Source organism: Colwellia sp. 75C3 (genome assembly GCF_002836255.1).
Taxonomy (GTDB): Bacteria; Pseudomonadota; Gammaproteobacteria; order Enterobacterales; family Alteromonadaceae; genus Colwellia.
Window position 1 is genome coordinate 256,384 of the sequence record NZ_PJAU01000033.1, and the last position, 15,624, is coordinate 272,007.

Genomic DNA, 15,624 nt, shown 5'->3' on the forward strand with positions numbered 1-15,624 from the left:
AGGGGCTTTTTATTACGTAAATAGCTACTTATAAAATTATCAGAGTAATATTATAAAATAGCTTTATTAACTCAATTTATAGGATAGCAATTTATAGGTCTTTTCATTCGCGAGTGAACAATTAGAAACACTCGATCTCGCTTGGGCTAATAACTCTGTATTTTTATCTTTTATATTGGTCATACTCACGGCTATTTCGTGAATAGCAGCTGTTTGTTCTTGGGCAGAGCTTGAAATTGTTATGGTCATTTGATTAATTGTTTCTACATAGCTCATCACCTCAGTGAGTGAAATGCAGGATGTCTCAATATGACTTACATTCGCAAGGCTACTCTCCTTACATTGTTCAACTTGCGTGACAGCATGGTTAGTTAATGATTGTAATTCATTAATTATTTCAGTTATTTGACTAGTGGAAGATTGGGTTCTATCTGCTAATGATCTCACTTCATCAGCGACAACGGAAAACCCTCGACCTTGTTCACCAGCACGGGCGGCTTCAATTGCAGCATTGAGTGCTAATAGATTTGTTTGCTCGGCAATGCTTCTGATTTCAGTAATAAAGCCACCGATAGATTGGCACTTCGTTTGTAGCATACTGATATCGGCTGACGAATTTACCAAATTATCTGCATTTTCTGATAATGATGAGGATAATTGATCCAGCTGCCTTTTATTTACTGATACTTGAGTAGATATTTCTTGCGCGGTATCTGTCGTTAATTGAATGTTTTGGGCAATTTCTAGAGCACTTGCATCAAGTTGAATGGTTGCGGCTGATATTTGTTCACATTGGGCAGACTGATCAACGAGATCTGACTCAGTTAATTGAGCATTTTGTTCAACCTGCATGCTGACACTTTGTAAATCCTCTACCGCTATATTCATCTTATGGGTAAATTTAATAAAGCGATTTACAGCATCTACGACTTCGCCAAATTCATCATCAGTTTCTTTGGGTATTTGTAAGGAGAAATCTCGACTTTTCACCAGCGCCTCAATACTCGCTACGGCATTTTTAATGGGTAAGATGACAATATTAATAAGTTTGAAAATAAAGACGGCTAGCGCAGCTGAAATAATAATGAACAAGCTAAAAGATATTGTGGTGGCTAAGGTTTCTTTTTTATTTATGTGCGTGGTTGCACTCGCTACAGATATTTTTAATAGTTCTTCGGCGTTGTGAATCGCTGCTCGCATGGTGCCCATTATTCCCTGGGTAGGGGATAGACCTATGCCCTTATTCATTTGTGCATAAGTATTTATCGCACTTTGATAGTTGTTGATTAAGGCGTTTATATTTGAATTTTCAGGAAATCGAGCTTTTAATTCTGTAATGGTACTGGCTAGTTTGATGAGATATTTTTCATCATTCCTCAGCATATAATCTTTTTCATGTCTGCGCATTGTCAGTAATATTACATGGCTTGCTAAATCACCTTCAGAGATAAAAGCTTGCTCTAATTTATGAGTTTCGTTACGTAATTGTGCGTATTGCCCTGAATTTTTATCTAAACCTTTATCAACCATTAGCTTAGTAAGCTGGATAAAAGTCTCTCTATATTGTTCAAATGAATTTGAGAGTTTTGTTAATTGAATATCAACATTGATATTTTTATTTTGTCGCTCGATATCTTTGAGTTGATTGACCAGTAATAGATGGGTAGTGGAGAATTTATCTAGATATTTTAAATCCTTTCTAAGAATAAAATCTTTCTCATTACGGCGTAACTGCAGTGAATAAATGTTCAGTTGCTGAACATCGTGTTTGAGTTTTTCTAGTGCTGTAATTTGGCCATTGAAATAACTTGTGGTAGTTAGCAGTAATAATAATGCAAAAATAACGGCTGCTAATAAAATAAGTAATTTACGTTTAATTGATAGTGCTTGAGAAGGCATATAAAGCTCCATAGTGTTAATTATTCAACCTTGAATACACTAAAGGTAGCACAAATCAAAATAACCATTAATCGTAATAGTTATTATTTAGAATAAGGGCGTGATATACAATGTATCTGTATATTGAGTTTAGGTTTTTATCAAATGAAAGCTGCCATAAATGTTAACTTGGCAGCTATCGTTTTGTTATTCCATTAAACGGTAAAAACCTTATTAACAGGTAAGTCACGAATACGCGTTTTACTAGCATGAAAAATAGCATTAGTGATGCTAGGAGCTATTGGTGGTACTCCAGGTTCGCCTATGCCACCAGGAGGCGCATCAGACTCTACTATATGAACATGCATTTCGGGTACTTGGTTCATGCGGGTTACCGGGGAATCATGAAAGTTACTTTGTTGAACTTTGCCCTCTTTCACTGATATTTCGCCCATTAAGGCAATTGATAGACCAAATATCATCGCGCCTTCCATTTGCGCTTTCACCCTATCAGGGGTCACCACAATACCGCAATCTACCGCGGTATGCATTTCAAGCACGGTAACTTTATTGTTAACGACTTCAACCTTAGTTGCCGCGGCAACAAAAGAACCAAAGCTACGTAAAAAGCTTATGCCCCAACCTTGATTTTCAGGCAACTTTTGTTCAACCTTCGCTTTATCACTAATTAAGTTGATTAAATCTTTCATGCGCTTGGTATCAAGGGGGTGGTCGGCTAGATCTAAATTATAATTAGAGTATTTAAAACCATTTTTATTTGGATCTACATGGCGATCGTCACCCAATAAATTCAGCCACAGTTGTCTGGTGGGTAGTTTTGCTTTTACTGCTAATTCATCAACAAAAGAACCAAGGGCAAAGCCGTTATTGATACAAGCGACTGAGCGAACCCAACCCGGGCGAACAAAAGAGTCGACCGCATGCTTTTCAATACTTAAGTTATTTAAAGCAAAAGGGATATCACCAAAACCAAGAGCGAGTTGATTATCCGTCGGGGTTTTAGCCTCAGCATTCCATAACCAACCAATAGGCGGATAGGCATTACGACTTACCCAGTAGTCTGCGCTACCATTATCGGTTAACTCGGCTTTACAGTAATTGGCCGAAATAGAATGATAGAAACCATGTTGAATATCATCTTCGCGGCTCCAAATCACTTTAACGGGGCGTTTAGTTGCCTTTGCTAATTCAACTGCTTCAATTATAAAATCTGCTTTTGATTTACGGCCAAATGCGCCACCCATTAAGGTGACATTAAGCTCAATATTATCGTGTTCATCTTTCTTTAATCCTAGCTCACCAGCGACATTACCTTTAGCCCATTGTGGATTTTGTGTGCCAGCCCAAATGGTACATTTTTTTCCATTAACTATGGCAGTAGCTGCAGGTGTTTCCATTGGCGAATGATTTATATAAGGAACAGTATAAGTTGCTTCTAAAGTGTTTTTATCATTGTATTGATGGTTGTAAATATCTCCTTTTTTGGCAACCGTTTCACCTTGTTGATTTACTTGCTTAGCCAATTGTTTGCCAAATTCGTTACTGTTGTGAGACGCTTTATCGCCATGTTGCCATTTTATTTTGAGTTTTTTACGACCTTCTAGCGCAGCCCACGTATTATTGGCAAGTACGGCAATACCAGATAATGGGTTGGTGGTAACAGGAATACTACGCGGTTTTAAAGCAATCACATCAACCACGCCTTTTATTTTCAATGCTTCACTGGCATCAAAAGATAAAACTTTACCACCAACTACTGGCGGTCTTACGATAGTGGCGATAAGCATATCGGGTAGTTGAATATCTTGCGCGTATTGCGCTTTACCGGCAACAATATTATCTAAATCGACAAGTTTTACATCCTTACCTATGAGAGAAAAATCTGCGTTATTTTTGAGTTTAACTTTTTTTGCATCAGGTGGGGTAAGTTTAGCGGCGTGACTGGCAAGCTCTCCAAAACTAATTTTTTCACCGGTAGCTGTGTGAATAACAAAATGCTTTTCTGCTTTCACACTGCTGCGTTGTACCTGCCAAATGTTTGCGGCTGCTTGCTCTAACATTTCACGGGCTACCGCACCAATTTGACGAATACTGGTGAAATGATTACGAATAGAGGCTGAACCTGCCGTGCCTTGTGAGCCGTATTTTGAATCAGCTTTAGCTTGAACAACACTTACTTTTAGCCAATCGGCTTCTAACTCTTCAGCAATAATTTGTGGCACACTCGTGCGAATGCCTTGACCCATTTCACTGCGATGACAAACTAATGTTACCTGTGAATCGCTGGCAATACTCACGAAGAAGTTCAATTCGTGACTGAATGCTGCAGTGGCCGATTTTGCTTGTGCAGTGCTCATCGGTAGGTTCATACCCAATACAAAGGCACCACCTGAAAAACCAGCAACTTTTAAGAACCCGCGACGACTTACATTTTCAATAGAGTTCATGGTTAGGCTCCTTGATTCTTATTAGCAAATTGACGGGCATCAAAAATTTCTACACCGTTATGCTTATTTATTGAGTTAGCAGTTACAGTTAGATTAGTTGCAGCCGATTTTATTGCCGCTTTAATACGCTTATAAGTACCGCATCGACAGATGTTACCTTGCATGTGTTCAATGATTTGTTCATCGGTTGGTTGAGGAATAGCCTTTAATAATGCCGCAGCACTCATCATTTGCCCACTCTGACAATAACCGCACTGAGGCACTTTAAATTCACGCCAAGCAACTTGCACAGCACTTTCACCTAATTTACCGTTGTTATCAGCTAATCCTTCAATGGTGGTAATAGCTTGTTCAGCAATAGCTGAGATTGGTGTGATGCATGAACGCATGGCCACGCCATTTACATGAACGGTACAGGCACCACATTGTCCCGCGCCGCAACCAAATTTGGTGCCAGTGAGCTTTAACTCATCACGAAGGGCGTAAAGTAGTGGCATTTGTGGGTCAACATTAAGCTCAACAGGCTTATTGTTTAAGGTTATTTTTATCATACTGGTTCCAGGTTTTGTCAGTGTGAAAGTGTCTCTAGCTTAACTGCTCATTTACTAGGGAACGTTGTAAATCTTGTCTGACTTGCTCTAAATCAGACAAGGTATCAATATCGACTTTTGCATTTTCATGGCTTATCGCATCTGCTTTTTTTGCATGTTGTAGTAACAATTTACCCGCGCCTTTATCACCTTGTAGTTTTACCAAAAGAGGAAAGTATTTTTCAGGGAAAATAGCCGGTGCCATTAATTGATCGTCACATAGCGTAGCAATAACTTTATTAGGTTGGCTTTTGCTGGCGTCGAGTAATGCTTGATAATGCTCCGTGGTGATCAACGCTTGGTCAGCCAAAGCAATTAATACATGACTACTCTGCGCTTTAATAGACTGAACAGATTCTGCCAGGGTATGTCCCATGCCCTCAGACCAATGCTGACTTGCAATAACCGACACACCTTGCGGTAAAATCGCTTGTATAGCATTTTTATTGGCGCCTAGAGTGACATATAAATTGTTAACGAATGGATTGCTAAGTAGTGGCTGTAATTTATCTACGATATATGAAATCAGCGGTTTACCATTGATCTGAGCGAGCTGTTTAATCGTGCCACAGCCTATTTCATTCGGTGATGAAGCTTGAAAGCGTTGGCCTTTTCCGGCCCCTAATAGAATAATATTAACTTGCATGATTAACGACTTGTTTGATGTTGCTAGTGAAATAGCCTAATGATTTTCCTGAGGCTTGTTCAATTGCGGCATGAGCTTGCGATAAAACGGCTAGGGCAATCGATTCAGGGAGTTCACCACCAAGATCGAAACCAATAGGATTAGCCAGTTTACAGGGTAAATCTGTGGATAGTATTTGCGCTTGTGCTAACACTTTTTCTGTTCGGTGTTGAGGACCCAATAAACCTAAATAACTGGTTGTAGCTAGAGCAGCTTGCTTTTTGACTAACTGTAAAGCGCGCGTATCCAGTGAAACATTGTGGTGCATTATAACGATGGCGTCTGCTTTGGGTAAAAGCAAGCTTTGCTCTAGCTCATCGTAATCTTGATTGATAACTAAGTCTGCCTCTTTAAAATAGGCTGGTCTAGCATAGGCAGTTCTGCTATCAACTAAGCAAATAAACCAGCCTAAAGTATGCGCCATCTTAACGAGGGGCTGCGTATCGATACCGCCACCAAATATTACCAAAGCAGGAGCCGGTTTTATCGCAACTAAAGGTGCTAGTGAGCTGTCATCTTTGGATAACACCTGATTATTATTGCCAGAAGTGGCGTGTGTAGTGGACGTATCAATATGATAAAAACATGCATTACGGTTATCAAGTTGATTTTTTAAGGTGAGTAAATCGAGGTAATTATTATCGCGATTGATGGGTTGTAGTAGTACTCTGACTAAACCACCACAACCTATACCGAGTTGCCAGGCTATATCACTGTCATCTTGCATGTCGTAACAGACAGTTAGATTAGTTTCATCCTGCCAACATTTCTGTGCTTGGCGTTTTAAATCAGCTTCAAGACAACCACCGCTTAATAAGCCATAGCATTTACCGATACTATTAATAAGCATCATAGCGCCAGTTTTACGATAAGAAGATCGTTGCGTTTCAATAATACTAGCAAGTACCCATTGGCATGAGTCTTTGTCGGGAAACCAGTTAGCTAATAATGCAGCAAGGCGATTACTCATTTATTCATTGTTCACTTAAAAAAATATTAAGTTAACATAAATGAGAAATAGCCTAAATTAAACCACTGTAAGGAATTAAAATGTAAGCAATTAATTAACGTAATTACTCAACTGAAGAATTTTGATTGTTAATAGCTATCTTAGGTTGCCACTCTAACCAATCTTTATCGACATCTTGATGTAAAACAAAGCTTACCGGTAGGGATGGTGACGCTTCTTCAAGCGCTTTAGCATCATCTTCATCAACTGAAGGCGTTGCAAAGGCAATACCACCAGCAATCAGAGTTTCTATCGATTCAGAGTCAATATTAACGCCAGAGAAAATACTGGCTTCAATTTTGATACCACTGGTATTCCAAAACTGACTTTGGCCATTAACCAAGGGGGCGTAACGTTTGGCTATATTGATAAAAATATTTACCTGATCAGCGGTAGGCGATAAATCGTGTCCAATAACTCTACCGACCTTAATTTGACGATACAATACCGGATTACCTACCCGTACCGAGCCAAGACGATCCGCCGTTAATTTAATATTTAAGCCATAAGCCAATCGCTCAACCGTAGGAGCCAACTCAAGGGCTGTAAATTCACTTATCGGCTTAGCTTTTACATTATGTGACGGGAGTAAACCAATAAATGCACCATCAAGTAAAGCGGCAACATTTTTAGAACCCACTAAACCAATTTCAGGCTCTATTTTCCAAAACTTTGTTCCTTGGCGTGCGTATTGGCTACCTAAATCGTTTAATAATACTAGAGCGGTTACGCCGACTTTATCTTCACTGAAAAGTAAACGCTCAACTGTGCCGAGGGTTTGCTCTTGATAAATGACTTTGGTATCTACCTTTAATCCAGTGATATCATTAAATTGGATACTAATCGTTTGTCCCGCATTCTTTGCGTGTTCTGCATGATTAAATAAGGTGAAATTAGACAGCTCATCGACTTCTTTGCTTGTTATTTTTGAGCTTGTTAGCGATGACTCTGGATTATAAAAACTAATACCGCCGCGTAAAATGGCATCAAGGGATTCAGTTTTTACCACAAAGTCACTTAAACCTCCTGAGATACTAACGCCACCAGCATTGTAAAAACGGCTAGTACTTTTTAATAAATCTTGGTGCTCTTCGTCAATGGTGATACTGACTTTAATATCGTCATCGGTTTTATTTAAGCTAACATTGTCGACTTGCCCAATAGTGATGCCACGGTAACTAATAGCGCTACCCGGTGTGGCCACATTGGCGTGCTCAGTGGTTAAAGTCAGCTGTAAGCCAGGAGCGCTGGCAAGCTTTACTGGCGGTTGGTTAAACAAAGTAAAGTCAGTTTTAGCTTCACCTTGTCCAAGATTAAAGGTGATATAAGTACCGCCAAATAAAGCATCGGTATCACTAGCACCAGAAAGACTTAAACTTGGTTTAACTAAGTAAAACTGGGTGTTAGCTTTTAATATATGCTGATATTTAGGCAATAATCCTAACTGTAGTTGCTGGTAATCACCTTGAATATTCACTTGATGAACCGCACCAATTTCAACACCGCGATATAACACACGCGTATCGTTACTTACGTGTTCACTCGCGGCAATATTTAGGGTGAAATTAACCTTTTGCTTGGCTAGATTGTTATTCGCATAGAGTAAGAAGCTATCGCCATTTTGAATCAATTTCTTTTGTGATTCTTGGGTACTATCTTGGCTAATAAAAGCAATGCCACCGGTTAAAATACTCTGTAATGACTGCGCTTGAATATCGACACCCAGCAAACTAGCAGATATTTTGACACCGGAATTATTGTAAAAACGGCTACTATTATTCACATAATGGCTGAATTTTGGTTGTACATGAATATGTATTAAATGACGCTCTGGCGCAGTCGTTTCAATCGCTTGGATATTGCCAACGACTTGTTGTTTGTAATAAACATTACTGCCAACTTGCAATGAACTACGGTCGCTACTTGTTAACATTAAGTGCAAACCAGGCTCGGTGTATTTATAAGGAGGCTTGCTACTAAATACGTTAAATTTATTGCTGGCGTTACCAGCTAAAGATGGCCGAATACTAATATAACTACCCGTGAGTAACGTCTTAGCATTAGACAAACCAGAAAGGTTAATTTGCGGTGACACGATATAAAACTGCGATTGATCTGTTAGATAAGGTACCACACGCGGGTTAACTTTAGCGGTTGCGGTAATTTTTCGACTAACGGGGTCTATTTTGCTAAATGACTCAATGACACCAATGGTTAAGCCTTGATATAAAATAGCGGCATTGTGATCTATACCCGAATTCCACTCTAGCGTTAGCTCAACTTCATGACCCATTTCAGCGGCTTGAAAGTCAGCATGCAAAGCATACGTTTGACCGTTTTTAGCCGGTGCTAATTCTGTTTGATACGCTAAGGTATCTACTGATATACCGCCTGCTATAATCGCAGCCAATGAATCGGTATTAACTTTTACTCCACCAGAAAGCGAAGCCGTTACTTGCACGCCACTGGTATTATAAAATAATGAATTCTCTTTTACTAAGTGGGCAAATTCAGGACGGATGTAAATATTAATGGCAATTTTTTTACTACTTTCTATGTAGTGATAACCCGTAACATAACCAATAGGTATCTGCTTGAAACTAATGGGGGCGTTTTCACTGATAGAGCCTAATACATCGGTATGTAATGTGAGGTGTAAACCAGGAGTCGACATATCTAATGTCGGCGCTTCAGTTAAGGCGATAAAGTTACTTTGACTGTCGGCATCCTTATTGGTATCCGGCAGAATCGTAATATAACTACCTGAAATAAGCGTGTCTAATCCTGAGATCCCTTGCAGAGAAATATCAGCACTAACCAACCAAAAACGGGTGTTTTCAGTGAGGTAATCGGTAAAATCTTTAGAAATTTCTACTTCGGCAATAACGCTCTGTAAGTCATCAGATGGCACGACTTTTTTAACCAAGCCAGTCACTAAACCTTTATAGCGTACTTCTGTTTTATTGGGCACTATACCCGAGCCATTATCAAACTCTATGGTGATAAAGGTACCTTGTTCAGAAACCACTTTTACTGTTAACCATAAGCCAAAAATTAAGGCGATAAAAGGCACAAACCAAATAATAGAGATACCCTGACGCGGCACAACTTCAGCACGATTGTTGATTTTTTTATTTTGCTCAGAGGCAGCAATATTTGTTTTATCGGTCATTTATATTCCTTTTCTTCTAATAAAGTGCCTGATAGCTGGTCTGGTAAATTATCGGGCAATTGTCATGATGCTTGTGTGGCTATCTTCTTATTCAGCTTTTTTATCCCACAATAAACGTGGGTCAAAACTGTTGGCTGCAAACATGGTGAAAATTACCGTGATGGTGAAGTAATTTATCGCGGGGCCTGCGGCTACTGAGGTAACAAAGCCAAGTTCAACCACGGTTACCATTAACGCTACAACAAATACATCAAGCATTGACCATGGACCTAGAAACTCAAGCATATGGTAAAACTTACTATGCTTGTCTGGTTTTAAACGTATGCCAGTATGTACTTTATAAACTAGCACAAATAAGCCAATAATTTTTAGTAAAGGTACTATGATACTGGCGGTAAAAATAATAACCGCAATGGGGTATAAACCATGGTCAATAAATTCACCAATACCAGACAATATAGTTGCTTCATCACCAATACCCAATTGATAGACAATCATTATAGGGTAAAGATTTGCTGGAATAAAAGCGAGTAAAGCGGCAAAATTCCAAGCCAAAGTATACTGTAAACTGTTGCGTTTACGTTGATAAAAAAGACCATTACAACGGCTGCACTGCACTGGCTCTGTAACCAAACTATTGAGTTTTCGGCATTTAGGGCATAAAGCTAGGCCGAGTTGTTTAGCTGTGTTCATCTTATGCTTCATCCTTAGCAAAAGCTTTTTCTAGCTTGTCCCAAATATAATCTTGGTCGAGTGCGACTGCTGACATTGTCGAGCAAATTAACCAAAAAATAAAAGCCAGTAGGCCCAGATTAACTGATAGCTCAGTATCATCAATTAACTTGTACATAGACACGACAATACCCAGCATAAAGACATTGAGCATAGCCCAGTGGTCAAGATGATGATAAGCGCGAAAGAAGTTTAACAGCGACGGTTTTAATTTATTAAATTTAAAACAGTAAGATAGGTATAAAGCGCCAGAAAGTCGAACAATAGGTACGGCAATAGCGAAGAGGAAAACCAAACAGGCGATCATAAAGAAACCACGATCAATCAATACTAAAATACAATCAAATAAAGAAGCTTGATGAAATTGACCTGCCAAGGTAACACCCATAATAGGTAACAAAATTGCGGGCAGCATTAGCATTAAGCCAGCAAGAGACCAGTTAAAGCTACGTTCAATAGAGTCGACTTTTCGCTCTATTAACATGCTGCCACAACGATTACATTTGGCCAGTTGTCCCTGTTTTAATTGTGGCTTGTCATAGAGCGCATCACATTGCTGACAAGCGACAAATAAGGCGGTATTAATTTTGTTGTTCATTTAGCTATTTTATCCATTTACCTGCTGATTTTGCAAAAGTACAATGAAAAAAAAGCAGCGATAAACGCTGCTTTTAGAAACTTATTAATGAAGCAACCACATCATTATTATTTTAATGACGTGATGTATTGAGAAACAGCTTCAATATCGGCATCTGACAATTTAATCGCGATATTACGCATAATACCGTTGTTGTCATTACCACGACTTCCATCACGGAAGCTAGCAAGTTGCTTTTTCAAGTAAGTTTGGCTTTGACCAGTAATGCTTGGGAAGCCAGCTTGCTTCATGCCTTTACCGTTTACACCATGACAAGCGATACAAGCAGTAACACCTTTAGCAGCATCGCCGCCTAAGTATAATTTATGGCCTGCTTCATTTGACTCGCCAGTACCAGCGTTAGTGCTTTGCACTGCAAAGAATGCTGCTAAATCGTGCATGTCTTCTTCAGTTAGTGCTGCAACCATACCGGCCATTAATGGGTCTTTACGTTCAGCAGATTTGAAATCAGCTAATTGCTTAGCAAGGTAGTTAGCACTTTGACCAGCAAGGCTTGGGTACATAGGTACTAAGCTGTTACCGTCAGCGCCGTGACAAGCAGCACAAACCATCGCTTTGCTTTTACCTGCGGCTACATTACCTTTGTAAATTGCTGCTGCTGGCGTAGAAGAAAGAATTTCAACATTACCTGCTACTGCAGTTGTTGTCGCTGCATCTGTGCTTGAACCTGAAGTTGCTGACGCTGCAGCTTGTTCGATTGCACTTGGTAAGCCTGAGAAATGAGCCGCTAAATCAGCCATATCTGCTTCAGACAAGTTGGCTGCCATTGGCGCCATCATGGCATCAGTACGAGCACCTGATTTAAAATCTTTTAATTGCTTGATGATATAAGCATCATTTTGACCAGCAAGGTTAGGAAACATTGGGCTTGCACTAACACCAGTTGGACCGTGACAGGCGCTACAAGTACCCGCTTTTTCTTTACCTGCGTTTGCATCTGCGGCTTGTACAGCACTTACTGAACTTAAAGCTACAAATAGCGAAAAGATAATTTTTTTCATTGAGTTGCTCTCTGCTTGTCATTAATTACGTAGCTATTTGATTAATATAATCGCTATCTAATTAAAAAATGATAAAAAAGTATGATGGATGTGTCGGCATTTTACACGAATATTAGCGCCGTGTAATAGTGGATAAGTAAAAATCGAACAAAAAAAACCGTAATTTCACTGTTTTATGCATTTTTTTAATAATAAAAGTGAAAGAAAAACGCTATAATGGCGAAAATTTTAAACGAGTGAAGCCCTTGTCTTCTACAAAGATACATTTAACTAAAGCCGCCTTTACCATCAGCGCCCCAGATATCCGTCGTTTACCAGCTGATTCTGGTATTGAAGTTGCTTTTGCAGGGCGCTCTAATGCAGGTAAATCAAGCGCTTTGAATACGCTAACCAATCAACGTGGTTTAGCGCGCATTAGTAAAACTCCAGGTCGTACTCAGCTTATCAATGTATTTGAAGTAGCAGAGAATCGACGCCTTATAGATTTACCGGGTTATGGTTTTGCCCAAGTGCCATTAGCAATGAAGAAAAAATGGCAAAAAGCACTGGGTGAATATTTAGAAAAGCGCCAGTGTTTAAAAGGTTTAGTTGTTTTAATGGATATTCGTCATCCGTTAAAAGACTTAGACATGGATTTAATACAATGGGCCGCAGATAGCGACTTACCTGTATTAGCTTTATTAACTAAGTGTGACAAATTATCACAAGGTAAACGCAGCTCTGAAGTACTTGCTGTGAAAAAAGCGTTAGAGCCATTAAATGCCAATATTAAAGTGCAGGCTTTTTCTTCGCTTAAATATACCGGTAAAGAACAAGCTGATGCGGTAATTTGTGAGTGGCTTGAACAAGAAGCAGAAGAGTATGTGCTACCTGATACAGATGACTCAGATGAGTTTACTGAAGAAGAGTAGTATTATCGCAAAGTAAGGTTGTTATAAAGTAAGAGCAGCACAATGTGATATGAAAGTGCAGCAATAACACCCTACTTTAAAAACGGGAGAAAGCATTACGCTATTCTCCCTTTTTTGTGCCTGTTTTTTGGTAATTATTAAGTTAAATAATTACCCGTGATACTCGCTTAGCTTTTTGAACTGTAATTCCACTAAGCGTTGATACAACTCGCAGTTCTGCAATAACGATTGGTGATCGCCCATTTCGATTATGTTGCCTTGATCTAATACCGCAATGTGATCCGCATGTTGTATGGTTGATAGTCGGTGCGCGATTATAATGGTAGTGCGACCACGCATTAATTCTTCTAACGCCTGTTGTACATGATGCTCACTCTCACTATCAAGAGCACTGGTTGCTTCATCTAATAACAAAATATGCGGGTCTTTTAATATCGCTCTAGCAATGGCGATACGTTGGCGTTGACCGCCAGAAAGACGAACACCACGCTCACCTAAAAAGCTATTATAGCCTTCAGGTAATTGACTTATAAACTCATGAGCATGGGCTTTTTTAGCCGCTGAAATGACCTCTTCATCAGTAGCTTCAGGTCTGCCATAACGGATATTATGAAAGACATCACTACTAAATAACGCCGGTTGTTGTGGTACTAAGGCCATTTGTTGACGAAGATCTTTAGGATCAAGTTGACGTATATCTGTACCGCCTAGAGTAATACGGCCAGATTGAGGATCATAAAAACGTTGTAGTAATTCAAATAACGTTGTTTTCCCTGCGCCAGACGGACCCACTAACGCTAATACCTTGCCTTGTTCAGCTACTAAGTTAAGCATTTTTGTTGCCGCTTGATCCGGTCGAGAAGGGTAGTTAAAACTTACCGCTTCAAACGCTATTTGTGCGTTGAGATCTTTAGCTGAAATGGTATTTTCAACAGGAGGACGAATATGGCTTTCAACCTGTAAAATCTCAACTAATCTTTCGGTAGCACCGGCAGCGCGCTGTAATTCACCTAATACTTCTGAAATTGTTGCTAAAGAAGAAGCCACTAAAATGGCATAAAATACAAAAGCGCCTAAATCACCGCCGCTCATCTTACCTTGAATTACATCGCTACCGCCGACCCACAACATGCCGGTTATGGCGCCAAAAACAATAATAATAACGCCAGCTATTAAAGTGGCACGCTGCATTATACGATTGCGACCAATATTAAATGATTTTTCAACTTCCTCACCAAAGGCGAGTCTTTCATGTGGTTCGTGGGTATAACTTTGCACTGTTTTTATATGCTCAATGGCTTCACCAGCATAACTGCCCACATCGGCCATAGAGTCTTGGCTTTTACGTGATAGTTTTCTTACCTTACGACCATAAAATAATATAGGCACCAAGATAAAAGGCACTGATATTAAAACGACCAACGTGAGTTTAATATTAGTGGCGAATAGCATAACTAATGCGCCAATAAGCATTAATAAGCTGCGAATTGCCATAGAAAATGAAGAGCCAATAATACTCTGTAGCAAGGTGGTATCGGTGGTGATACGCGACATAATATCGCCACTACCATTGGTTTCAAAATAGCTGGGATGCAAAGTTATTACATGATTAAAAACGGCCAAGCGAATATCTGCACTGACGCGTTCTCCTAACCAAGACACCAAGTAAAATCGGGCAAATGTTCCCCCGGCAATTAATACGGTAATGGCCAGTATAAATAACACCGCGTGTTGTAACTGCTCAATTGATTGTTGGGCAAAACCCTCATCAATAAGCATTCTAACCCCCTGACCAACAGATAACATTACCGCAGCGGTAAAAATTAGCGCTATGAAAGCAGCTAATACGTGACCTTTATAAGGGCGAATAAACTGAATTAGCTCAAAGAGTATGGCAACTTTTTTTGGTTGTTTATCTTGGTCTAAAGCGGTTTTGGTAAGTGAGTCGGTTGAGGATTGTTCCGACATAAGATCCCTTATTCTTTAGCTAGTTATAATATGGGTCAAGCGACTAGCAGGTGAGTTATTGCCCGTAGTCTACGCTTTTCATTACCGTTGAACTAGCTAACATGATCTAAAGTTGAGGATCTTAACGAACAAATAACGCGCAAAGAGTAAAAAATCAGCGCTAAAAAGATAAGAGAGTAGTACTTTATTAACGGCAATGCTGAAAGGAATCAGTAGGGAAGGACACAATTAAAGGCTTGTGATGTAAAGGCATAAGGATAAAGCTGAGAGGTTATCACTGAATTTCAGGCATAAAAAAACCGATGATACTTCAACACTAATAAATAGTGAAGAATTACATCGGCATAAGCTTATGGGGAAGCTACAAAAAAATTATTACAATAAGTGTTCGCTTAAGAACAAAGTGATTATAGAGCAACGACTCTATATAAGTAAAGTCATTTATAGAGTAGTTACTCTTTTTATTTGATTTAGATCATTATTGGATCATTGGTGGTTGTGTGGAACGACATAAATAATGGGATCAGCGACAGAAAATGAGATTTTTTACAT

General features: G+C 39.4%; 11 protein-coding genes and 1 pseudogene. 1 reads left to right on the forward strand and 11 read right to left on the reverse strand.

Annotated features, from left to right (window positions below; translation table 11 throughout):
- Positions 1–66 precede the first annotated feature (66 nt).
- From CXF85_RS05670 to CXF85_RS23400, 10 genes and pseudogenes are all read right to left on the reverse strand, one after another.
- Positions 67–1,899 carry a methyl-accepting chemotaxis protein gene (locus tag CXF85_RS05670; RefSeq protein WP_157829028.1) on the reverse strand — a complete coding sequence of 611 codons (1,833 nt, stop codon included), beginning with the start codon at positions 1,897–1,899 and terminating at the stop codon, positions 67–69.
- Between the two features lie 194 nt (positions 1,900–2,093).
- Positions 2,094–4,346 carry a xanthine dehydrogenase family protein molybdopterin-binding subunit gene (locus CXF85_RS05675; RefSeq protein WP_101227554.1) on the reverse strand — a complete coding sequence of 751 codons (2,253 nt, stop codon included), beginning with the start codon at positions 4,344–4,346 and terminating at the stop codon, positions 2,094–2,096.
- 2 nt (positions 4,347–4,348) lie between these two features.
- Entirely contained in the window at positions 4,349–4,897 is a 549-nt protein-coding gene (locus CXF85_RS05680; RefSeq protein WP_101227555.1) for a (2Fe-2S)-binding protein, read from the reverse strand.
- A 34-nt stretch (positions 4,898–4,931) separates the two neighbouring features.
- A complete protein-coding gene (locus CXF85_RS05685) occupies positions 4,932–5,582 on the reverse strand; it encodes a nucleotidyltransferase family protein (protein WP_101227556.1) in 651 nt (216 codons plus the stop codon).
- Complete coding sequence (locus tag CXF85_RS05690; protein ID WP_101227557.1) at positions 5,572–6,591, reverse strand: XdhC family protein; 1,020 nt, start codon at positions 6,589–6,591, stop codon at positions 5,572–5,574. The genes CXF85_RS05685 and CXF85_RS05690 overlap by 11 nt, the downstream gene beginning before the upstream one ends.
- A 103-nt stretch (positions 6,592–6,694) precedes the next feature.
- Positions 6,695–9,802 (reverse strand): PqiB family protein, encoded by a 3,108-nt coding sequence (locus CXF85_RS05695; RefSeq protein ID WP_101227558.1) that lies wholly within the window; start codon positions 9,800–9,802, stop codon positions 6,695–6,697.
- 87 nt (positions 9,803–9,889) lie between these two features.
- On the reverse strand, positions 9,890–10,495 hold the full coding sequence (locus tag CXF85_RS05700; RefSeq protein WP_157829029.1) for a paraquat-inducible protein A: 606 nt from the start codon (positions 10,493–10,495) through the stop codon (positions 9,890–9,892).
- 1 nt (position 10,496) lies between these two features.
- The gene (locus CXF85_RS05705) at positions 10,497–11,132 is read right to left on the reverse strand and encodes a paraquat-inducible protein A (RefSeq protein WP_101227560.1); all 636 of its coding nucleotides are present in this window, start codon (positions 11,130–11,132) and stop codon (positions 10,497–10,499) included.
- 107 nt (positions 11,133–11,239) lie between these two features.
- Positions 11,240–11,809 carry a c-type cytochrome gene (locus CXF85_RS23395; protein WP_442871864.1) on the reverse strand — a complete coding sequence of 190 codons (570 nt, stop codon included), beginning with the start codon at positions 11,807–11,809 and terminating at the stop codon, positions 11,240–11,242.
- 114 nt (positions 11,810–11,923) lie between these two features.
- Positions 11,924–12,193: pseudogene (locus tag CXF85_RS23400) on the reverse strand (c-type cytochrome); the annotation flags it as partial.
- 245 nt (positions 12,194–12,438) lie between these two features.
- Here CXF85_RS23400 and yihA point away from each other — a divergent pair.
- A complete protein-coding gene (yihA, locus tag CXF85_RS05715; RefSeq protein ID WP_101227928.1) occupies positions 12,439–13,104 on the forward strand; it encodes a ribosome biogenesis GTP-binding protein YihA/YsxC in 666 nt (221 codons plus the stop codon).
- 150 nt (positions 13,105–13,254) lie between these two features.
- Here yihA and CXF85_RS05720 read toward each other — a convergent pair whose 3' ends face one another.
- Positions 13,255–15,072 carry an ABC transporter ATP-binding protein/permease gene (locus CXF85_RS05720; protein WP_101227562.1) on the reverse strand — a complete coding sequence of 606 codons (1,818 nt, stop codon included), beginning with the start codon at positions 15,070–15,072 and terminating at the stop codon, positions 13,255–13,257.
- Between the last annotated feature and the right edge of the window lie 552 nt (positions 15,073–15,624).